Source organism: Arthrobacter sp. FW306-1B-G06A (assembly GCF_058781765.1).
On record NZ_JBYSXB010000011.1, the window covers coordinates 101724 to 122643 of the forward strand.

General features: G+C 63.8%; 19 protein-coding genes. 5 read left to right on the forward strand and 14 right to left on the reverse strand.

Translation table 11 applies throughout. The features are described from left to right. The 5 genes from AC3WJM_RS08245 to AC3WJM_RS08265 form a co-directional block, all read right to left on the reverse strand. Positions 1-1578, reverse strand: a complete 1578-nt coding sequence (locus tag AC3WJM_RS08245; protein WP_307053462.1) for an LCP family protein — start codon at positions 1576-1578, stop codon at positions 1-3. A 74-nt stretch (positions 1579-1652) separates the two neighbouring features. Further along, on the reverse strand, positions 1653-2615 hold the full coding sequence (gene era / locus AC3WJM_RS08250) for a GTPase Era (protein WP_059390009.1): 963 nt from the start codon (positions 2613-2615) through the stop codon (positions 1653-1655). Beyond that, positions 2599-3930: a hemolysin family protein gene (locus tag AC3WJM_RS08255; RefSeq protein WP_492271581.1), complete on the reverse strand. Its 1332-nt coding sequence runs from the start codon at positions 3928-3930 to the stop codon at positions 2599-2601. The genes era and AC3WJM_RS08255 overlap by 17 nt, the downstream gene beginning before the upstream one ends. Beyond that, positions 3927-4400, reverse strand: a complete 474-nt coding sequence (gene ybeY, locus AC3WJM_RS08260; protein ID WP_059390010.1) for an rRNA maturation RNase YbeY — start codon at positions 4398-4400, stop codon at positions 3927-3929. The genes AC3WJM_RS08255 and ybeY overlap by 4 nt, the downstream gene beginning before the upstream one ends. Beyond that, on the reverse strand, positions 4397-5485 hold the full coding sequence (locus AC3WJM_RS08265) for a PhoH family protein (protein ID WP_059390011.1): 1089 nt from the start codon (positions 5483-5485) through the stop codon (positions 4397-4399). Before AC3WJM_RS08265 ends, ybeY begins: the two co-directional genes overlap by 4 nt. 422 nt (positions 5486-5907) lie before the next feature. On the opposite strand from AC3WJM_RS08265, the gene AC3WJM_RS08270 reads away from it, so the two are divergent. Beyond that, positions 5908-6795 (forward strand): GerMN domain-containing protein, encoded by an 888-nt coding sequence (locus AC3WJM_RS08270; protein WP_059390012.1) that lies wholly within the window; start codon positions 5908-5910, stop codon positions 6793-6795. A 31-nt stretch (positions 6796-6826) separates the two neighbouring features. Here the strand turns inward: AC3WJM_RS08270 and AC3WJM_RS08275 are convergent, their stop codons facing one another. The 3 genes from AC3WJM_RS08275 to hrcA all read right to left on the reverse strand — a co-directional run bounded on the left by AC3WJM_RS08275 (position 6827) and on the right by hrcA (position 9817). Next, on the reverse strand, positions 6827-7603 hold the full coding sequence (locus AC3WJM_RS08275) for a 16S rRNA (uracil(1498)-N(3))-methyltransferase (RefSeq protein ID WP_441438134.1): 777 nt from the start codon (positions 7601-7603) through the stop codon (positions 6827-6829). A gap of 2 nt (positions 7604-7605) precedes the next feature. After that, a complete protein-coding gene (dnaJ, locus tag AC3WJM_RS08280; protein WP_059390014.1) occupies positions 7606-8736 on the reverse strand; it encodes a molecular chaperone DnaJ in 1131 nt (376 codons plus the stop codon). A gap of 67 nt (positions 8737-8803) precedes the next feature. Next, entirely contained in the window at positions 8804-9817 is a 1014-nt protein-coding gene (gene hrcA, locus AC3WJM_RS08285; RefSeq protein WP_332602192.1) for a heat-inducible transcriptional repressor HrcA, read from the reverse strand. A gap of 180 nt (positions 9818-9997) precedes the next feature. Between hrcA and AC3WJM_RS08290 the strand changes: the two genes are divergently transcribed. Continuing rightward, the gene (locus AC3WJM_RS08290; RefSeq protein ID WP_306959820.1) at positions 9998-10855 is read left to right on the forward strand and encodes a DUF3097 family protein; all 858 of its coding nucleotides are present in this window, start codon (positions 9998-10000) and stop codon (positions 10853-10855) included. A gap of 103 nt (positions 10856-10958) precedes the next feature. Then, a complete protein-coding gene (locus tag AC3WJM_RS08295; protein WP_059390016.1) occupies positions 10959-11372 on the forward strand; it encodes a DUF4870 domain-containing protein in 414 nt (137 codons plus the stop codon). 57 nt (positions 11373-11429) lie between these two features. On the opposite strand, the gene hemW is transcribed toward AC3WJM_RS08295, so the two are convergent. Both hemW and lepA read right to left on the reverse strand, forming a co-directional pair. After that, positions 11430-12659, reverse strand: a complete 1230-nt coding sequence (gene hemW, locus AC3WJM_RS08300; protein ID WP_492271582.1) for a radical SAM family heme chaperone HemW — start codon at positions 12657-12659, stop codon at positions 11430-11432. A 63-nt stretch (positions 12660-12722) separates the two neighbouring features. Beyond that, on the reverse strand, positions 12723-14576 hold the full coding sequence (gene lepA, locus AC3WJM_RS08305; protein WP_284988999.1) for a translation elongation factor 4: 1854 nt from the start codon (positions 14574-14576) through the stop codon (positions 12723-12725). 217 nt (positions 14577-14793) lie between these two features. On the opposite strand from lepA, the gene AC3WJM_RS08310 reads away from it, so the two are divergent. Both AC3WJM_RS08310 and rpsT read left to right on the forward strand, forming a co-directional pair. Beyond that, positions 14794-15363 carry a type II toxin-antitoxin system PemK/MazF family toxin gene (locus tag AC3WJM_RS08310; RefSeq protein ID WP_492271583.1) on the forward strand — a complete coding sequence of 190 codons (570 nt, stop codon included), beginning with the start codon at positions 14794-14796 and terminating at the stop codon, positions 15361-15363. A 171-nt stretch (positions 15364-15534) separates the two neighbouring features. Then, complete coding sequence (gene rpsT, locus AC3WJM_RS08315) at positions 15535-15795, forward strand: 30S ribosomal protein S20 (protein WP_028267110.1); 261 nt, start codon at positions 15535-15537, stop codon at positions 15793-15795. A 193-nt stretch (positions 15796-15988) separates the two neighbouring features. Here the strand turns inward: rpsT and holA are convergent, their stop codons facing one another. From holA to AC3WJM_RS08335, 4 genes are all read right to left on the reverse strand, one after another. Next, positions 15989-17005, reverse strand: coding sequence for a DNA polymerase III subunit delta (gene holA / locus AC3WJM_RS08320; protein ID WP_492271584.1), 1017 nt, complete (start codon positions 17003-17005; stop codon positions 15989-15991). A 47-nt stretch (positions 17006-17052) separates the two neighbouring features. Continuing rightward, positions 17053-18480 (reverse strand): ComEC/Rec2 family competence protein, encoded by a 1428-nt coding sequence (locus AC3WJM_RS08325; protein WP_492271585.1) that lies wholly within the window; start codon positions 18478-18480, stop codon positions 17053-17055. A gap of 235 nt (positions 18481-18715) precedes the next feature. Continuing rightward, positions 18716-19195 carry a helix-hairpin-helix domain-containing protein gene (locus AC3WJM_RS08330; RefSeq protein WP_275937076.1) on the reverse strand — a complete coding sequence of 160 codons (480 nt, stop codon included), beginning with the start codon at positions 19193-19195 and terminating at the stop codon, positions 18716-18718. A 546-nt stretch (positions 19196-19741) separates the two neighbouring features. Beyond that, positions 19742-20920 (reverse strand): HNH endonuclease signature motif containing protein (locus AC3WJM_RS08335; RefSeq protein ID WP_492271586.1); only part of this gene is annotated, 1179 nt, incomplete at its 5' end.

Consider the following 20920-nt stretch of genomic DNA (forward strand, 5'->3'; position numbering starts at 1 on the left):
CTACCTCGCGACGAGTGCCGGGTTGACCGCCTGGCATTTCACGTCGCCTGCGGTCTGCTTGACGACGTCGGCCGGTACGGAGGCAACTCCGTACTTGGTTCCCGAATCGAAGTCACTGCCGATATAGACCTGGACTCCCACGATGCCGTTGGATGGTTCGACTTGCGAGGCCGGGATCCCCAGGAGATTCGCGACATCCGGCGCAACGTCGGCATAGCCTGCCCCGTAATACACAACGGTCTTGGGAACGGCAGCCGCGAGGAAGTGTGCGGCTTTCGTGAATCCGCCGCCAACCAGGGCGGCGGCGATCTCCTGGCCGCGGGATGCGATGCCTGTTCCGTCGGCAACGGTCACTGTCTGAAGGGCCTTGTCATAGGCGGGAACAGGCGGAGCGCTCGGCGCTGGCGCCGCGCTGCCGGACGGTGCCCCCGAGGCCGCAGGCGAGGGACTGGCCGAGGGAGCGGCCGTAGCCCCCGGGGTGGTCAGGTCGAGGTTCGCGCGCATGGCTGCGAACAGCTGGGTGGCCTGCGGTTGAACCAATTCGAGCCTGTTGGGATCGACGGCGGCGGGCTGGGTGGGAACCGACACGAACGCGACCTTGGACAAGTCAACGTCCTTGAGGCGGCTCCCGATGGTCAGGAGCGACTGGACGGACGCCAGGCCTTCGTCCACGGTCAGGTTCTTTGTCACGGCATCGGCAATGGACAGCAGGCTCTGCGGATTGCCCAGCGTGCCATCAGACTTGATCTTCCGGGTCAGCGAGGAGAGGAAACCCTGCTGCGCCTGGATACGGCCGAGGTCGCTTCCATCGCCAAAACCGTGGCGGGTACGGAGGAAGGCCAGGGCTTGTTCCCCTTGGACGCTCGATGTTCCCTTGGGGAGCCGGAGTCCGGAATCGGGGTCGTAGACGGCGTCGCTCACGCACACGTTGACTCCGCCTACGGCGTTGGACAGCTCCTTGACTGCGTTGAAGTCAGCCATCATGAAGTGGTCGATTTGCAGTCCCGTGAGCTTGTTGACTGTGTCCACGGCGCAACCGATCCCGGCTTCTGCCATGGCCGAGTTGATCATGACGTTCGAGTGGGGTTGATACACGGTATTGGTCTTGGGATCAGTGCATGACGGGACATTCACCAGGAGGTCACGGGGAAAGCTCGTGAGGCTCACTCTCTTGTTGTCCGCTGAAATGTCCAGCAGCATCATGACGTCTGACTGGCCGTAACCGGTGGAATCCTGCGTTGAACCGTATTGCGAGTTCTTGCCGTCCCTCGTGTCGGACCCGAGGATGAGGATCTGCAGGCGGTCCGTTGCATCGTTGGCCGCGGCTTCGGTTCTCGTGGCGCCCGCCGACAACGGTGCTTTGCTGATGTTCGATTGCAAGCGGATGACCCAGTAGGCGGCGAAAGCGATACCGGCAACCAACAGCACTGACACCGTCACGGCAGTGACCTTGAGCCAGAGCGGGAGGCCCTTCGGAGCATTCATGTGGCGGGGGGTGCCGGGAGCTTCCCCGTGGCGTGCAGCGCCGCGGGCACCAAGGGTGCCGGGCTCTTGTACGCGTGCATCGCGACGTCGCACGACTCGCTCAACCTTTCCTCGGAAAATGGGATTCGGACCATTTTACGGGCCCAAACTGGGAAATTCCCCAGCGGTTAGAACCCCAGCTTCACGAGTTGCTTCGGGTCGCGCTGCCAGTCCTTGGCCACTTTCACGTGCAGGTCGAGGTAGATCTTGGTTCCCAGGAGGGCCTCAATGCCCTTGCGGGCGTTCGTTCCGACTTCGCGCAGCCGGCTTCCGGCCTTGCCGATGATGATGGCCTTCTGGGACGGGCGCTCAACGTACAAATTGACCCGCACGTCGAGGAGCGGGTTGTCTTCGGAGCGGCCCTCGCGGGGCAGGATTTCCTCCACCACCACGGCCAGGGAGTGCGGAAGCTCGTCGCGGACGCCTTCCAGTGCTGCTTCCCGGATAAGTTCGGCGACCATGACGGCCTCCGGTTCATCGGTGAGTTCACCGTCCGGGTAGAGCGGCGGAGAAGGCGGCATGTGGCCGATGAGGACGTCGGCGACCGTATTGACCTGGAAACCGTCGGTCGCTGAAACCGGAACGATATCGGCCCAGCCTTGCTCGCCGAGGACTTCGCGGCCCAACGCGGCTACAGCCAGGAGTTGCTCGGTCAGGGCCTGGCGGTCAACAAGGTCGGTCTTGGTGACCAGGGCGATGATGGGCTTGCGTCCCACCGCGGCGAGCTGGGCTGCGATGTACTTGTCGCCCGGTCCGATCTTCTCGTTGGCGGGCAAGCAAAAGCCAATGGCGTCCACTTCGGAGAGGGTGTCCGCGACGAGATCGTTGAGCCTCTTGCCAAGGAGGGTGCGCGGGCGGTGGAGGCCCGGAGTGTCGACAAGGATCAGCTGCGCGTCGTCCCGATGGACAATGCCGCGGATCGTGTGCCTGGTGGTCTGCGGTTTTGCCGAGGTGATGGCCACCTTCTGGCCGACCAAAGCGTTGGTGAGGGTGGACTTGCCGGCGTTGGGACGCCCCACAAGAACCGAGAATCCTGCGTGGAAGCCGCCGAAGTCCTGATCGGCGTCGAACTTCTTATTGTGCTTGCTCACGTGGAACTCCCTGTTGCGTTGTGTCGGCCTCGTCGAGAAGGTCTTCAAGGTCAGTGTCTTCTTTTGGAATGGCTGCCGCAATGATATGGCTGACCCGGTTTCGCCGGCCTTCCAGCCTATCGGCTTTCAAGGAGATCCCATCCACGTGCACCGCGCTGCCGACGATGGGCACCTTGCCCAGGGTCTTGGCCAGGAGGCCGCCCACGGTGTCCACTTCGTCGTCGTCGAGGTCAACGTGGAAAAGTTCGCCGAGGTCGTCGATGCTCATCCGCGAACTGACGCGGTACGTGCCGTCACCAAGGTCAGTGACCTCGGCATCGTTCGAATCGTACTCATCGACGATCTCCCCCACGATTTCCTCAATCAGATCCTCCAGCGTCACCAGTCCGGCCGTGCCGCCGTATTCGTCAATGACGACGGCGACATGCGTGGACTCTTGCTGAAGCTCGCTCAGGAGGTCGCTGACAGGCTTTGATTCCGGAACGAAGCGGGCCTCGCGGGCTATGGCGTCAACGTCTTGGCGGACTGATGGTTGTTCGGGGCGATGCAATGCGGCAGCGACGTCCTTCAAATAGAGAATGCCGCGGATCTGGTCCGCGTTCTCGCCGATGACGGGGATCCTTGAGTACCCGGAACGGAGGAACAAGGCCATGGCCTGCTCCAGGCTGGATCCGGACTCGATGCTCACAATGTCCGTTCGAGGAACCATCACCGAGCGCACCAAGGTGTCGCCGAAGTCGAAGACCGATTGGATCAGTTCGGCCTCGCTGTCCTCGATCATGTCGGATTCCGTGGCCCTGTCCACGAGTTCACGGAATTCTTCCTCGCTGAAGAATGCTTCGTCGCCGCTGGGCGCGCCGGGCGCTACCGTACTGCCGATCGCAACGAGCCAACCAGGAATGGGACCCAGGATCCAGCACAGGAACCTGATGAGTGGTGCCGAGTAGCGAACCACCCCGCCCGAGTGGGCGCGTCCGAGTTGACGGGGCGAGACGCCCACCAGAACGAATCCAATGACGGCCATGATGCCTGTAGCCGCCAATCCGGCAAGCCAAACGTTCTCGAGGAGGCTGTGCATGACGACGGCGACGGCCACTGCTGCCGCCATCTCGAACCAGACACGCCAGAAACGCAGTGCGCGAATGTGCGCAACGGGCTGGGCGAGGATACTGCGAAGCGAATTTCCCCTGCTCTTGACGATGGCTTGCTCCGCGTCGTGCCGCGGCAGGAAGGTGAAGGCAGCTTCAGCCGCGGTCAGCAGGGCGACGAAACTGAGGAATACCAACGCCATCCCGACCAGGATGAGCGAGGTCACAGCATGGTCTCCATGGGGGCGTCCTTGCCGAGGAACGCGGACAGCAGCTCACGCTGCAGGCCGAACATCTCTTCCTTTTCCTCCGGCTCCGCGTGGTCGAAACCGAGGAGGTGAAGGATTCCGTGCGTGCAGAGCAGGAGCATTTCATCCTGCGTTGAATGACCGGCGTTGCGCGCTTGAACCTCGGCTACCTGCGGGCAGATGGCGATGTCGCCCAGCATGCCCTGTGGAGCCGGCTTGCCGGGAGTACCTGGAGTCAGCTCATCCATCGGAACAGACAGGACGTCCGTGGCGCCGGGTTCGTCCATGAGCTCGATGTGGAGCTTTTCCATGGCGGGCTCATCCACCAGGAGGATGGAAAGTTCGGCCTGCGGGTGAATGTAGAGCCGCTCGAAGATGAAGCGCGAAAGCGTCACCAATTGTGCCTCGTCCACCTGGACGCCGGACTCGTTGTTGACCTCGATGCTCATCGGTGTTCTCCCCGTTTGTCATGGATGGGCGTGTGCTGGGCACGCACCCGGTGCTTTTCGTCCCACTTGCTGTAGGCGGACACAATGTCAGCGACGAGCCGGTGCCTGACGACGTCGGAAGCGTCCAGCATCGTGAAGTTCACGCCGTCGATCCCGCTGAGGATCTCCTGGACGATGCGCAGCCCGGAAGTGGCGCCGAAGGGCAAATCCACCTGGGTGATATCCCCCGTGACAACCATCTTGGATCCGAAGCCCAAACGGGTCAGGAACATCTTCATCTGTTCCGCCGTGGTGTTTTGCGCCTCATCGAGGATGATGAACGCGTCGTTGAGCGTGCGGCCGCGCATGTACGCAAGCGGTGCTACCTCAATGGTCCCGGCAGCCATGAGCCGCGGAATCGATTCCGGATCCATCATGTCGTGCAAAGCATCGTACAAAGGACGCAGGTAGGGGTCGATCTTGTCGCTCAACGTTCCCGGCAGGAACCCGAGGCGCTCACCTGCCTCGACGGCGGGCCTCGTGAGGATGATGCGGCTGACTTCCTTGAGCTGCAGTGCCTGGACGGCTTTGGCCATCGCCAGGTACGTCTTGCCGGTGCCCGCAGGGCCGATCCCGAAGATGACGGTGTTGTCATCAATGGCATCGACATAGTTCTTCTGGTTGAGCGTCTTGGGCCGAATGGTGCGCCCGCGGCTCGAAAGGATGTTGTGGGTCAGGATTTCCACGGGGTTTTGCAGCGATTGGCTCCGCAACAAGGAAACAAGCTGCTGGAGCACGTCCGGGGTGATGACTGTCCCCTTGCCGACCAGGCCACGGACTTCCTCCAGAAGCCGCATGATCCTGGGAACGTCGCTTGACGGTCCGCTGAAGGAGAGCTCGTTGCCGCGCACGTGGAAGTCGACGCCGGGGAACTGGGCTTCGATGTAGCGCAAGGCCTCGTCATGGCTGCCAAGGGTCTGAACCATCTGATCCGAGTTGTCGAAGATGACAACTTCCGTCCGGGCGCCCGGGACAGAGTGGGGAAACTCGGCCGGACCTGTCTCAACGCTGCCGGCCTTGGGCCGCCCGTTCAATGATTCTGTCATAGTGCTGGCCTCGCGGCCTGTGCTCCTCCGGCTTGGTGATGTCCATCGATTTTCTCCGATGTCCGTCTGCTGGATGGGCGCAGGATCGTGGGCCTCGGATTGCTTTCAATCCTACGCCAGCCAGTCTCCGGGATGGGTCCGGACCGTGCCCGGCGGGGCTGCGGACGGCGGATTCGTGCCGCTTTGGTATCAACTCGGCATCGACCTCGTATCAATCGGATTGCAGTTGTCCGCCCGGGTATCGAAACGCCAGCCGGGGCCCCGGAGACTATGACAAGCTGATTCATGGGCAAAAATGCCCCTGTGCCCGGGCGCCGGGCGCATGACTCCCCCGCGCTACAGCGGCCGAACACGATCAGGAATCCAAAATCACCAGGCCAGCCGTCACCCCTCACGGCACACGCATCCGGAAACGTTCCGCGATGCTTGTGACCGCCTTGACGGCTGCCTTGTTCCTGTCGGGATGCATTGCCGATCGCACTGGACAGGGATCCACGACGCCGGTCCCCACCCCGACCGCTGCCCTGCAGACGGCCCCCGACAGCAATGCTCCGCTCGAAACGACCCAGGCCTCCAACAAGATCCCCGTGTACTGGATCGGGCGCAGCGACACGGACACCTTCCTGTACCGCGAATTCCGTGACAACCCAGGCAACGAGAACCCCATCACCACGGCGCTGCGGATCATGATGTCCCAGAAGCCTCTGGATCACGATTTCTTCACTCCCTGGCAGAACCCTGGCAGCCTGGCGACCTCGATTTCCGGTAAGAACGTGGTCACGGTCGATGTTTCCCGCGACGCGTTCAACTCCAATCTCGATGCCGGGATGGCACAGCGGGCGGTCCAGGAACTCGTCTATACCGCTACCGCTGCGGCCGCAAGTTCGGGCCTGATCGATTCAGGACAGCAGATCAAGGTGACCATCCTGGTTGACGGGCACACGGACTACATGGCATTCGGCCAGGTCAAACTCGGCGATCCGATGGTCCGCGACGCCTCCATGGTGGCGCCGGTGTGGATCATCGACCCGCAGGAGGACCTGACCTTGCCTTCCGGTCCGGTCAAGTTCAACGGCCGAAGCACGGACCCCTCGAAGAAGCTGCATTGGCAAATCCTTCGCGAGAACTCAAACGGCGACAAGTCCTCGTACCTCGCCGGGCAGGTCACTGCCTCGACCGTTCCGGGACAGGGTGGAACCTTCAGCTTCACAGTGGGGCTCGGAGCGGGCCGCTACGAATTGCGGGTCTCCTTGATGGGACCCAACGACGCGGACATCGCGACTGATACCCGTACTTTCACCGTTCGCTGAGGACGTCCGCTGATCTAGGACGTGCTGCGGGCTACCAGCGCCCCAGGATGTCACTGGCGAGCACGACGGCGGCAGGACCCGCCGTCGACGAGCGAAGCACGTGGTGGCCCAAGAGCGCGGTGACGGCGCCGACATCGCTGAGCTTCGTCACTTCGCGCGGTGAAATGCCGCCCTCCGGGCCGACAATGAGCAGCACTTCCCGCCCAGCCCCGGCATCGGCGTCGGAAACCCCGCCGTGCCACTTCTCCAGGACCTCCCGTAGCGGACGTTTCGCGTCCTCGTGCAGGATGATCGCCAGATCGGCGGCGGCAACGGCCGCAGCCAGGCCGGAGCCGTCGACGGCGGCACGCACCTCGGGAATCCACGCGCGCCGCGCCTGCTTGGCGGCTGCCGTGGCGACAGATTGCCATTTCGCGTGGGCTTTGGCCGCCCGGTCACCCTTCCAGCGCACGATGGAACGTTCCGCCTGCCAGGGCACGACGGCGTCGATCCCGAGTTCCGTAGCCGTTTCGACGGCGAGCTCGTCCCGGTCGCCCTTCGCGAGGGCCTGGACCAACACGAGCCGTACGGCTGGCTGGTGTTCCTCCTGGACGGCGGAGGCAACGACCGTCAGGGTTCCCTGCCCGGATTCGGCCACCGTGCCCGTGAGCCGTTTGCCGGCACCGTCGGCGATATCGACGGCTTCGCCGATTTCCAGGCGCTTGACGGTGACAGCATGCCTGGCTTCGGCGCCGTCAAGCATGAAAGAGTCGCCAGGCCCGAGCCCGTCAAGCGATCCGGCAGCTGTGAAGAATACGGGGTTGCTCACCGCTACAGGTTACCGAGCTTGTCCCGCAGCTTCGCGAACATACCTCCACTGGCCACAAGCTTGCCTTCGGTGAACTGCTCCCCGCGCAACTTGGCCAGTTGGCGAAGCAGGTCTTCCTGTGCGGCGTCGAGCTTGCCGGGCGTCTCAACGTGCAGGTGCACCTTGAGGTCTCCCCTGCCGTAGCCGCGGAGATGGGTGACGCCCAGCCCGCGCAGGGTGATGACTTCGCCGGACTGCGTGCCGGACTTGACGTCGATTTCCTGGGGACCGTCGAAAGTCTCAAGCTGGAGCTCGGTACCCAGCGCCGCGGCGGTCATGGGGACGCTCAGCGTGGCGTGGAGGTCGTCGCCTTCCCGGATGTAGGTGGAATCGCTGTTGACCCGGATCTCCACGTAGAGGTCGCCGGGAGGCCCGCCTGCGGGGCCTGCTTCGCCTTGCGACGACAGCTGGATGCGGGTCCCGGTAGCGACGCCGCCAGGCACCTTGACGGTCAGCGAACGGCGGCTACGGATGCGGCCCTGGCCGTTGCACTCATTGCAAGGATCCTTGATGATCGAGCCGAAACCTTCGCACGATCCACACGGCGCGGCGGTCATGACCTGGCCGAGGATCGAGCGCACGGCCCGCTGGACCTGGCCCGAGCCGCCACAGATGTCGCAGCGTTCCGGGTGGGTGCCCGGTCGGCAGCATGAGCCTTCGCACGTGGGACAGATGACTGCAGTGTCCACTTCGAGCTTTTTGTTGACACCGAAGACGGCTTCGCGCAAGTCGATGCGGACACTGATCAAGGCGTCCTGCCCGCGGCGCATGCGTGATGCTGGGCCTTGCATGCCGCCACCTCCTCCGCCGAAGAAGGTGTCGAAGATGTCCTGGAAGGCGAATCCCTGGCCCGCGTAGCCGCCGCCGAAACCGTTGTCGGTCCCGTTCTCATTGCCGGTGGCGTCGTAGACGCGGCGCTTCTGTGGGTCGGAGAGGACCTCGTAAGCGTGGGTCACCGCCTTGAATTCCTCTGCAGCGCCAGCCCCGGGGTTCACATCGGGGTGCAGCTTACGTGCGAGTTTGCGGTAGGCCTTCTTGATCTCCTCGCCGGTTGCTTCCGGCGAGACGCCCAGAACGTCATAGTGACTGCTCAAAGTCGGTATCTCTTCCTTGTTTACGGTTCCACTGCGTTTCTTGCGGGGCGGTTTCCAGCCGAGGCCGTCAGCCGCCCAGAATGCGGGAAAGGTAGCGTGCGACGGCACGGACGGCCGCCATGGTGTTGGGATAGTCCATGCGGGTGGGTCCAAGAATGCCGATCTTGGCACTGCTGCCCGGACCGTAGCCCGTGGCAACCACCGAAGCCTCGGAGAGGCCGTCGTAGGGGTTTTCGCGGCCGATGCTCACCGTGACGCCCCGGGGGTCTTCCGCCATGTCGGACAAAAGCCGCAACATGACCACCTGTTCCTCAAGCGCTTCGAGGACCGGACCGATGCTCAGCGGGAAGTCCACGTTGGAGCGGGCCAGGTTTGCCGTGCCTGCCATGACCATGCGTTCGTCGCGGCTCCGCTCGGCAAGCCTTTCCAGGCCGTGGGCAAGGGCGCCGGCAAGGTTCCGAAGCCCCGGCGGGCACAGGGCAACCACCGATGGCAGCACTTGCGGCATGAGGTCGAGCTGGGAGCCGGCGATGCTTCCAAGGAATCGCGCCCGCAAGGCCATGAGTTCGTCGTCGGTGGTGTCCGTCGCTGCGTGCACAACGCCCTGTTCCACCTTGCCCGAATCGGCGATCAACACCGCCAGGACCTGGCGCGGTGCCAAAAGGACAAACTCAATGTGCCGGACGCGCGCGCGGCTCAGGTGCGGATACTGCACGACGGCGACCTGGTTGGTCAGTTGCGAGAGGAGCCGGACGGTGCGCTCAAGGATGTCCTCGACGTCGTCAGGTCCCTCAAGCAAGGAGTGGATGGCCCGGCGCTCGGCGGCCGAAAGTGGTTTGACCTCGGAAATACGGTCGACGAACAGGCGATAACCCTTGTCCGTGGGAATGCGGCCGGCGCTCGTGTGCGGTGCGGCAATGAGGCCTTCTTCTTCCAAGAGGGCCATGTCATTGCGGATGGTTGCGCTCGACACTCCCAGATGGTGCCGTTCAACCAAGGCTTTGGAACCGACCGGCTCGCGGGAGTGAACGTAGTCCTCCACGATGGCGCGTAACACTTCAAGCTTGCGTGGTTCGCTCACTGCCCACCTCCAATCAACATTTCAACAGTTAGCACTCAACATGCCCAAGTGCTAACAAGTCTAGTATGAGCCACCTCGTTGTTAGCATTGGTACCGCTCGCGGCGAACATGATTCCCGCGCGGTCCTGCGCAATGCCACGGACCGTGACCGATCCCCTAGCGCAAAGTGGTGTGAAGACCGTGTCTTACGACAATTGGGGCCCGCAAGACCTCTCCTCGCCTGCCAAACGGCAACTGCCTGAGGTTCCTGTTGAACGCGGAATGGTTCTCGAAGACGTCCAGTCCGGCTGGGTCGGGGCCGTGACCAGGGTGGAGAAGTCCGGAGGCATGCACATTGTGGTGCTGGAGGATCGGCGGGGAAAGGCCAAGTCGTTCCGGCTTGGCTTCGGATTCCTGCTGGAGGGACAAGCCGTGAAGCTCCTGCCGCCTGCCCCACGCCCGGCCGCCGCCAAGGGGGCGGCGCCAGCAGGCAGGACAGCATCAGGATCCGTCCGAGTCGCCGGCCAGCGGGCCCAAGTCGCCAAGGCGAGCCGGATATGGGTGGAAGGCAAGCACGACGCCGAACTTGTGGAAAAGGTGTGGGGAGATGATCTCCGGGTGGAGGGTATCGTCGTCGAGCCGTTGCATGGCGTGGACGATCTCAAGGCGGCAATAGCCGCATTCTCCCCTGGCCCGGGCCGCCGTCTCGGGATCCTTGTGGACCACTTGGTCCCGGATTCGAAGGAGTCGCGGATTGCTGCCGACGCCATGATGCTGCCGGGCGCCGCGGGAAACGTCTTGATCGTGGGACACCCCTACGTGGACGTCTGGCAGGCAATCCGGCCCAAGGTGTTGGGGATCGAGCAATGGCCGACCATCGCGCGGGGCACGGATTGGAAGACCGGGATCCTGAAGGCGTTCGGCTGGCCGCATGAAACGGCCGAGGACGTCGGACTGGGTTGGCAGAAGCTGCTGGGCGCCGTCCACAGCTATGCCGATTTGGAGGCGTCTCTGCTCGGTCGCGTGGAGGAAGTGATCGATTTCCTGACCGTTCCGTGATGAATTACCTGCGTAGGGGACAGCAGTTGGTCGGCTGACTGCGTGCCAAGCAAGTATTCTGGGACAGCAACACTGCACCGATAGACACTCGAAGGAAGAAACTGTGGCAGACAACGCTCCTGACGATCGGGACGGCACCTCGGGCCAGTCCCAGTACCACGGCGTTCCTGCCAACGCGCTGCCCTTGACCGCCTCGGAAGACCGGCAGTGGGCAACCCTGGCGCACTTTGGAGGAATCCTCGGCTGCGTGCCTTCGCTCCTGATCTACCTGATCTTCCGCGAGCGTGGCCCGTTCACGGCCCAGGAATCCAAGGAAGCGCTCAACTTCACTTTGCCTCCGACGATTGCCGCCGTGCTCGCAAACATCCTGGTCCTGCTCCCGGTGGTGGGAAACCTGTTCGCGGTTTTGGCCACGGCGATTTGGGTCGCAGTGACCTGCTTCTCGGTGTCGGCCGGAATCCGCGTCAACCACGGTCAGCCGCACCGCTACCGCTTCAACCTGCGCTGGATCAAGTAGCCGGTCCTCGCGGCGGATGCCTATGTAGCCTCCCGCTCCGGGCGCTGACGCCTGCCGCTAGTCCGGAAGGATCCGGCGGACCACGGCATCGACGAGTAGCCGGCCCTTGAGGGTCAGGACCAGCCGTCCCTGGAAGGCCGCTGCGGGTTCAACCAGGCCGTCGGCAATGAGGCCTGCAACGGCGTGGCGGCCCACCTTGTCGAGCGCGTCGACTTGAAGCCCGGTGCCGAGGCGCGCCTCCAGCATGATGCGTTCCACTTCCCGGGTTCCGGCGTCGAGCGTTTCCCGTCCAGCGGCCGGCGAGGCCCCGCTACCGAGTCTGTTGGCATAGGCGGTGGGGTGCTTGACGTTCCACCAGCGGACGCCGCCCATGTGGGAATGCGCACCGGGTCCGATGCCCCACCAGTCGTCTCCCCGCCAGTAGGCAAGGTTGTGTTTGCACGCCTGTTCGGGCGTACGGGACCAATTGCTGACCTCGTACCAGTCCAGACCGGCGGCGCTGATCAGCTGATCGGCGAGTTCGTACTTCGCGGCGTGGTCGTCGTCGTCGATCCCGGGAACCTCGCCGCGCCGGATCTGTGCCGCCAGCTTGGTGCCTTCTTCCACAATCAGCGCGTAGGCGCTGATGTGGTCCGGACTGTAGGACAAGGCAGTCTCCAGGGAGGTCTGCCAATCAGCCATCGACTCGCCGGGAGTGCCGTAGATGAGGTCGAGGCTCACGGCAAGGCCGGCGTCGCGCGCCCATTGGACCACCAAGGGGACGCGGCTGGGTGTGTGTGTACGGTCCAGGACCTTGAGCACGTGAGGGACTGCCGACTGCATGCCGAAGGAAATCCGCGTAAAGCCGGCATCCGCGAGCAGCTGGAGGGACTCCGGCGTCACGGAGTCCGGATTCGCTTCAGTGGTGACTTCGGCTCCGGCTTCCAGTCCCCAGTGCCCGACGGCGGCCGTCAGGATGCGTGCGAGATCTTCAGCAGGCAGGAGGGTCGGCGTGCCGCCGCCGAAGAACACCGTGCTCAGGGGCCGCTGCGGCAGCCCGGAGGCTTCCATGGCCCGGACGGCGAACTCCACTTCCGAAATGGCGGTGGACGCGTAGGCGTCCTGGGAGGCGCCGCCGCCAAGCTCAGTGGCGGTGTAGGTGTTGAAATCGCAGTATCCGCAACGCACGGCACAGAAAGGTATGTGGACGTACAGTCCAAACTTGCGCGAATCGACACCGTCGAGCACCTGCGGAGGCAAGATGCCGTCCGCAGGTGCAGGATCCCCCAGGGGAAGAACGCTAGGCACGGAACTCCCTCCGGGGCCGTTCTGTGCCCGCCTGTACCGCAGTGTTCCGGGCGGACAGCCGCATTACTTCTTGGCCTTGTCCTTGGATTCGTCGGTGGTCAGCGCTGCGATGAATGCTTCCTGTGGAACTTCCACGCGGCCCACCATCTTCATGCGCTTCTTGCCTTCCTTCTGCTTTTCCAGAAGTTTGCGCTTACGGGTGATGTCACCGCCGTAGCACTTGGCAAGGACGTCCTTGCGGATGGCGCGGATACTCTCGCGGGCGATGATCCGGGAGCCGATGGCGGCCTGGATGGGGACCTCGAACTGCTGGCGGGGAATGAGCTCGCGCAGCTTGCCTGTCATCATGACGCCGTAGGCGTAGGCCTTGTCCCGGTGGGTGATAGCGCTGAAAGCGTCAACCTGCTCACCCTGGAGCATGATGTCCACCTTGACCAGGTCGGCAACCTGCTCGCCGTCGGCCTTCCAGTCCAGCGATCCATAGCCGCGGGTCTTGGACTTGAGGATGTCGAAGAAGTCGAAGACGATCTCGGCCAGCGGCAGGCGATACCGGATTTCCACCCGGTCTTCCGAGAGGTAGTCCATGCCGCCCATGACCCCGCGGCGGCTCTGGCACAGCTCCATGATGGCGCCCACAAACTCATTGGGAGCCAGGATGGTGGCAGACACCATTGGTTCGCGCACCTCGGCGATTTTGCCCGTGGGGTATTCGCTGGGGTTGGTGACGTGCAGGACGCGTTTGTCCTCAAGCGTGACCTCGTACTCAACGTTGGGAGCGGTGGAGATGAGGTCGAGGTTGTATTCTCGCTCGAGGCGTTCACGGGTGATTTCCAAGTGCAGCAGGCCCAGGAAGCCCACGCGGAAACCGAAGCCCAGGGCGGCGGACGTCTCCGGCTCGTAGACGAGCGCGGCGTCGTTGAGCATCAGCTTCTCGAGGGCATCCCGCAGAACGGGATAGTCCGTGCCGTCCAAGGGGTACAAGCCGGAGAAGACCATGGGCTTGGCATCGGCGTAACCGGCCAGGGATTCCGAAGCGGGCTTGGCCAGGTTGGTCACGGTGTCGCCGACCTTCGACTGGCGGACGTCCTTCACGCCGGTGATGAGGTAGCCTACCTCGCCGACGCCCAGCCCTTTGGAGGGAGTGGGTTCCGGAGAGCTGACACCGATTTCCAGGAGCTCGTGGGTGGCGCGGGTGGACATCATCTGGATCCGCTCGCGTGGGTGCAGCATGCCGTCCACGACACGGACGTAAGTGACCACACCGCGGTAGGTGTCATACACGGAGTCGAAGATCATGGCGCGGGCCGGAGCGTCCGGGTCGCCGACAGGGGCTGGAAGATCGCGGACGATCTTGTCCAGGAGGGCCTCCACGCCGACGCCGGTCTTGCCGGACACGCGCAGCACATCCTCGGGATCGCCGCCGATCAGGTTGGCGAGTTCCGCGGCATACTTTTCGGGCTGGGCGGCCGGGAGGTCGATCTTGTTGAGCACCGGAATGATGGTGAGGTTGTTTTCCATCGCCAGGTAGAGGTTGGCCAAGGTCTGGGCCTCGATGCCCTGGGCGGCATCCACCAAGAGGACCGCGCCTTCACAGGCCGCAAGGGAACGGGAAACCTCATAGGTGAAGTCAACGTGGCCGGGGGTATCGATCATGTTCAGGGCGTAGCTGGTGCCGTCGAGTTCCCAAGGCATGCGCACAGCCTGGGACTTGATGGTGATGCCACGCTCGCGTTCGATATCCATGCGGTCCAGATACTGGGCCTTCATGTCGCGGGACTTAACGACGCCGGTGTACTGCAACATGCGGTCGGCCAGGGTGGATTTACCGTGGTCGATGTGGGCGATGATGCAGAAGTTCCGGATGATGGCCGGATCTGTCGCGGCGGGCACCGGTGCGGTGCGGGCCATGGGAGACACGCAGGGTCCTTACTGTCGATACTCACACGGCCGGACTCCGGACTGGTCTGGACCATTCCGGCCGAAGCCGCATATCTGAACTAATAGTCTCCCATGAACATGACGCGGCTTGTGCACTGTGATCGGGCGCCGTCGCAATGTGGGAGACGTATGTGCACGACTTGTGTGCGAGGCGTTTTGTGCGACCCGGCACGGCAAGGGAAAGTACGGTAGTTCCATGGCACCGGATACACATTTGCTTGGCAGACTACTCAGAGGCTCCCTGGGCTACCTCCGACGGATCATCGGATCCCCGGCTGGCACACCCCCTCACCGGTCCCCGAAGGCCGGGGCCCCGGCGAAGGCGGGCCAAGCCCGGAGCGCAAGCACCGGCGTCGGGCAGCTCTCCCGCTCCTACCCGGGCGACTTCCGCGGCGCCGTGGCTCCGCGGTACTGCCCTAATCCGGACGGCAAACCGGACCCCGGAGAGATCGTGTGGTCTTGGGTTCCGTACGAAGAGGATTATTCCCAGGGCAAGGATCGCCCGGTCCTGTTGATAGGGCACGACGGCGCGTGGCTGCTCGGGCTGATGCTGACCAGCAAAGACCACGACAACGGCCGCCGTTCAGATGACTACGTCGACATCGGAACTGGGTCCTGGGACCCCCAAGGCCGGCCCAGCGAGGTCAAGGTAGACCGGGTGGTTCGCATCAATCCGGCGGACGTCCGGCGCGAGGGTGCTGTCCTCGACAAGCGCGCTTTCCAAGTTGTGGCCCGTCGGCTCAACGGGCAACACGATTCGGCGTAGACCCGAAATCCCCGGAAAAGGGCCGAGTCTGATAATATTTATGGCTGTGTGTCCGTGCAGGTCGACGGCCACTCATGGTTGGCTGCCATAGGCATCCCCACGCCGCTCAGTCGATGGCCAACCTGAAAACCCTCTAGACCATTTTCCGCATTAAAAAGAGAGTTCACACACGTGGCTAATATCAAGTCCCAGAAGAAGCGCATCCTCACCAACGAGAAGGCTCGCCTGCGTAACAACGCCGTCAAGTCTGAGCTGAAGACGGCCATCCGCGCCGTTGCCACCGCCGTTGAGTCCACGGACAAGGATGCCGCTGCAAAGGCTCTTGTTGCTGCTAGCCGTAAGCTGGATAAGGCTGTCAGCAAGGGCGTTATTCACAAGAACAACGCTGCAAACCGCAAGTCGGCGATCTCCAAAAAGGTCAACGCACTCTAAGGTTTATCCAGTTCGACTGAGCTGAACGTGAGGCCGGCACCCATTTGGGTGCCGGCCTCGCGTCTTTAAGATTCGAGGCACGCCGGCGGACGGGCGGGGCTTACTGACGACGCGGAAAATGCCTATCGACCCAGGTATTCGGGCGTCGCCAAGCATTGCGCGTAGCGCCCGACAGTCTGGGTGTCGCGCGGACCTAGCGTCCGCGGGCCGAGGTGGCAATGACGGTGACAGCGTGCTCCACCGCGTACACAGGATCCCGCGAGAGGCCCTTCACTTGGGCGTCCGCTTCAGCCGTGACCTGGATGGAACGGATCAGGCCCTCGGGAGTCCAACGGCGAACGTCGCGTTGGGCCTGTTCCACGAGCCATGGCTGCATGCCAAGCTGCTTGGCGATCTGTGCCGACGATCCCTGGGCGCCGGCTACCTTGGCCAGGGTGCGGAGCTTCGCGGCGAGGGCGGCTACCAGTGGCACCGGGTCAACCCCGGTGGCGAGGGCATGCCTGAGGCTGGACAGCGCTTGCGGCCCGTTGCCGGCCATGGCGGCGTCAGCAACCTTGAATGCCGTGGCTTCCACGCGGCCACCGTAGTAGCGTTCGACGGTGGCTGCGTCCACCGTGGTGGTGGCGTCCGCGATGAGCTGGTTGCATGCCGCAGCGAGTTCGGAGAGGCTGGCTCCGACTGCATTGACGAGGGCTTGGACGGCTTCCGCTTCGATGCGGCGGCCGCCTGCCTTGAATTCCGAGGCGACGAATGCTGTTTTCTCGGCGTCCTTTTTCAAGGGTTGGCAGTCCACCACCGGCCATCCGGAGGACTTGATGGCGTCCAGGAGTTTCTTTCCGCGCACCCCGCCACCGTGGCGAAGGACCAACACGACGTCGTTCTCCGGTTGGGCTAAGTATTTCAAGGCATCGGCAAGGAAGGCATCGGTCATGGACTCGAGGCCCTCGATCTCGATGAGTTTTGCCTCATCGAACAGCGACGGCGTGACCGCCATTGCGAGGGAACCGGACTCGTAGCTTCCGGCATTGAGCTTGCTGATTTCCACTTCCGGTGCTGCGGCACGCACTTGCGATCGGATCCGATCCATGGCCCGGATTCCGAGGTATTCCTCAGGGCCGGTGATGAGCACTACCGCGGATGGGGTAACGTCCCGCCAGCTGGCGGTGTTCGCCGCGGAAGTTTTAGCCTTGGAGACCTGGGCAGCAGCCAATGTTGCTTCCTTCCAGAAGGGTTTTGCAGAATTCCAGTCTCCCACGTTCAGCGGGTCCATCGGCGACGAAGAGACGACTCCCCTGCGGCTATGAGGAGCACCAAGCGGCCGTGCAACCACAGTACGGCGGAGACCACCCGCGTCGGATGCAAGACCAGCCACACAAGCAGGACTGTCCCAACAGACCAGAGACTCATGGTGGCGATTCCAGCGGGACCTTCCGGCCACGGCAAGGACGCTCCGGGAAGCCCGGCGAAGAACCTGGCGATTGCCGCCACCATTCCCGCGCTGGCCCCGGCAACGGCTATCGGAACAATTGCAAGCCAGGGAAGCAGCGGGACAAGGGGGACAGCAATGGTTCCCAGGATCGTCACGGGTGCGACAAACGGAGCAACTGCGATATTCGTCAGCAATGAGTGGCTGGAGAACTGCGGTTGCAAGGCTACGATGACCGGGCTGCACAGAAGCTGCGCCGCCAAGGGGACGGCAACGGCGGACGCTAGCCAGGAAGGTACCCAAGACGGAGCCCAGGAAGCGATAGGCCGTGCCAACAGGACAATTCCCAGGGTAGCGAGGACGGACAAGAGGAACCCCACACTCGTACCAAGTGAGGGATCCAGGGTGAGAAGCCCAGTGACCGCGAGGCACAGAAAGCCCAGGCTCCTGCCCTGCCGGCCGCTACTTAGCGCGGTGAGGCCGATAGCACCCATGACCGCTGCCCTCAGGACGCTTGCGTCCGGCCCCACCATCATGACAAAGGCCGCCAGGCCACCAAGGGCCACGATTGCCGCGACTCCCCTAGCAAGCCTAAAGCTCCTTGCCAGTAGCACCAGGCCGCCAAGAATGAGGCTGCAATTTGCGCCACTGACCGCGGTGAGATGGGTGGTGCCGGTGGTTTTCATCGCCGTCTCCAGGCTTTCGTCCAAGCCAGTGGTGTCGCCCGTGACCATTCCAGGCAGGAGACCGGCGGCGTCGCCCTGCAACCACTCGGCGGCGGAACTGAATTGCCTTTTCAATTGGGCGGGACCGTGGGGAATGTCGGCAGGTCCTTGCGTCGGGTGCCTTGCTTCTGGCTTGTTCTGTGTGTCTGGCTTGTTCTGTGTGTCTGGCTTCCGCTGTGAGTCCGGCCGCATGGGTGGGGTGGCGGCGGCAAGAACACCAGCCTCGACTTGTCCTGGCTTTGCAGGCTTCAGTTTTCCGGCTGTTCTTACCTCCTGTCCCGTGACAACCTGCCCCCAGCCTTCGCCTCCGGTCAGCAGAATTCTGGTGCGGGAGCGGATCAGCATGCCGTCGGCCGCAATATCAATCACTTCGGCCGGCACGGCCCACCGTCCCGATCCACGGGAATCCGTGCCTAACTCGCGAGGATCACCCACGATCAACACATGAATGACCACCGAATCGCGCGCCGCTGCAACGTCGGCAACCGGTCCGTCGTCGCGCTGTCCGGCTTGCATTGCGGCGTGGGCGGCCACGGCCGCGCCGAACAAACACGCAACGGCCAACGTGGCAGGAAACGTCCTCAGGCTACGAGGAGCCCTGGCCCGAGTGGCGAGAAGAAGACACGCGGCGAGGGCCAAAGCCACGCACACAACTCCCGTCCAGAGGGAAGGTAGATAGGCGGCCGCAAGGGAGACAGCCCACGTGAGAACGGCAGACGGGGCCAGCCGAAGGTCTACGCGGCCGGGGCTCAGCTTGACTCCGCTCACCCTAGACCGTCACCAAGGGCAGAAGCGATTCCATCATCTTGGGACCAACACCATCCACGGCATCGAGGTCCTCCACGGCAGCGAACGGGCCGTGCTGCTGCCGCCATTCGACAATGCGTTTGGCCAGGACGGGGCCGACCTTGGGCAAGGCGTCGAGCTCCTCGGCCGTCGCGGTATTGAGGTTGACTTTTCCACCGCCAGAAGTCCCGGTTCCCGCGCCACCGGCTGTGGGCGCACCGCCAATTGGCCCCGCAAGCTGTGACGGAACAGCCTCCCCCAGCCGCGGAACATGAATCTTCGCCGAGTCCTCCACGATGGCGGCAAGGTTGAGGCTGTCAAGCTGGGCAGTTGTATCCGCACCACCAGCTGCGGCGATCGCGTCGAATACCCGCGCACCGGCGGGCACCCTGACAATCCCGGGGTTCTTCACGGCACCCGCCACGTGGACTATGAGGAGTTGGGCTCCATCGGGTGATTCCAGGTCCCCATCGACACCGCCATTTCTACTTCCCGCGCCCGCTTCGGGATTTCCTCCCGCATGTGAACTTCGAACGAGGGGCTCAACCATCGGCTGCCCGGACCAGGACTGCCAGAAGAACCAAATCACCAGCAACAAACAAGGCAAAGCCAACAACACGGCTACCCGCCATGGAGTGCGCCACCGAAGCCTCGATGGAGGTCCTGCCTCTTCGGACACCCCTTCGGTGCCTGACTGCTCCCCCACATCGTCCATAGCCGGTCCGGATGTCATCAAGGCCTGCAATGGAAGCAGAGGCTCCGTTTTGTTGACGTGGCCAGGCTGAGCCTCGGCCTCGTGGTCCGTCGGTGACGCAAGACGAGCAACGAATCGGAGCCGGGCGGCACTCGCAGCATCATCCGCGGGTGAGGCTCGGTTCCTACGTGGCATATCCACGAGCCTAGAAGGTCCGAGCCCGCAGCAGCAGCCCGGACCGGTGCTATGTGGACAGGCCCGCCGCAGAGTGCTTGTGGAGGATAAGTGGGCACAGGAGAACGCCCATCTCGGGACTCATAACTGGAAGTAGTGGTTTCTCCGGGGTTTGCGGTGGGGGTCGGTGTGCGGTGGCGGGATGAACCAGGGCACGCCCGCTTGGACCTGGATGTGCCAGTCTTCCTTGTGGATCAGGTGGTGGTGATGGCTGCAGAGCAGCGTCCCGTTCGCGGCGCTCGTGACTCCGCCGCGGGACCAGTACTCGATATGGTGGGCCTCGCACCAAGGGGCCGGCATGGTGCACCCGGGGAAGGCGCAGCCCTTGTCCCGCGCGGTGATGGCCTTGCGGATGTGCGGCGGGAAGATCCGTGAGGCCCGTCCGATGTCCAGGACCTGGCCCTCGCCGCCCAGGACCACGGGGATGATGTCGGCGTCGCAGGCCAGTTTGCGCACCGTGGCGGCCGGGACGGGCCCGGTGAACGTGAAGGACCCGGTGCCCAGACCTCGCCCGGGTTGCCCGGGGCGGTTGGGTACGCCAAAGAGTGCGGGGTGGCCGGGCCGGGAAGGCTGCCCGTCTTGTGAAGCTTGCCCGGTCTGCGGATCCCGGTGGTCCTGGGGGAAGAGGTCGCGGTGGTCGATGGTGGCCAGGATCTGCGGGCGGTGGCCGCCCGTGGCGGGCAGGGATCCCGTGGCCAGGGCGAGCTTGCAGGCGCCGACCAGACCGTCCAGGAGCTTCTGCGCCCGCGACCGCCGGTCCGGCGCCCCGGCACTCCCGGACGACTCGCCGGATGAATCGCCGGACGAATCGCCGGACGACTCGCCGGATGGTCCCCCGGACGAATCGCCGGAAGGCTCCGCGCAGACCTGAGCTGTGCCCTGGGTTGCTGCGCCCTGGGGTGTGCGGGTTCGGGGGTTGGTGGCGGTGTTCATGACCGTGAGCAGGTGTTCGTATTGCTCGGTGGTGGCGAAGATCTCCACATGCAACAGGCCGTGTTTGGGGCGGCGCAGGAACGCTCCCTGGTGGTGGCGGAGGGATTCTTCGGACGGTTCCGGTCCGTCCTGGTCGATCGCCTCGATCCAGCGCCGGGCCACCCTGGCCAGGAAGTCCTGGTCGTTTTCCTCCGCGGTGCGGGCCAGGGCATGTTCCATCTCCGTGGCCTTCTCCGGGCTGCACAACGGACGCACCTTCGCCACGGCCATCGTGATGATCCCGGCCGAGCGGGACCCGATCACCCCGGACGCCAGCGCCGCGGCGGT

Coding starts and splice junctions, on each gene's coding strand:
- AC3WJM_RS08265 (WP_059390011.1), bottom strand. CDS start 5,485: ATGACAGAATCATTGAACGGGCGGCCCAAGGCCGGCAGCGTTGAGACA.
- ybeY (WP_059390010.1), bottom strand. CDS start 4,400: ATGAGCATCGAGGTCAACAACGAGTCCGGCGTCCAGGTGGACGAGGCA.
- AC3WJM_RS08310 (WP_492271583.1), top strand. CDS start 14,794: ATGGCACCGGATACACATTTGCTTGGCAGACTACTCAGAGGCTCCCTG.
- AC3WJM_RS08270 (WP_059390012.1), top strand. CDS start 5,908: ATGCTTGTGACCGCCTTGACGGCTGCCTTGTTCCTGTCGGGATGCATT.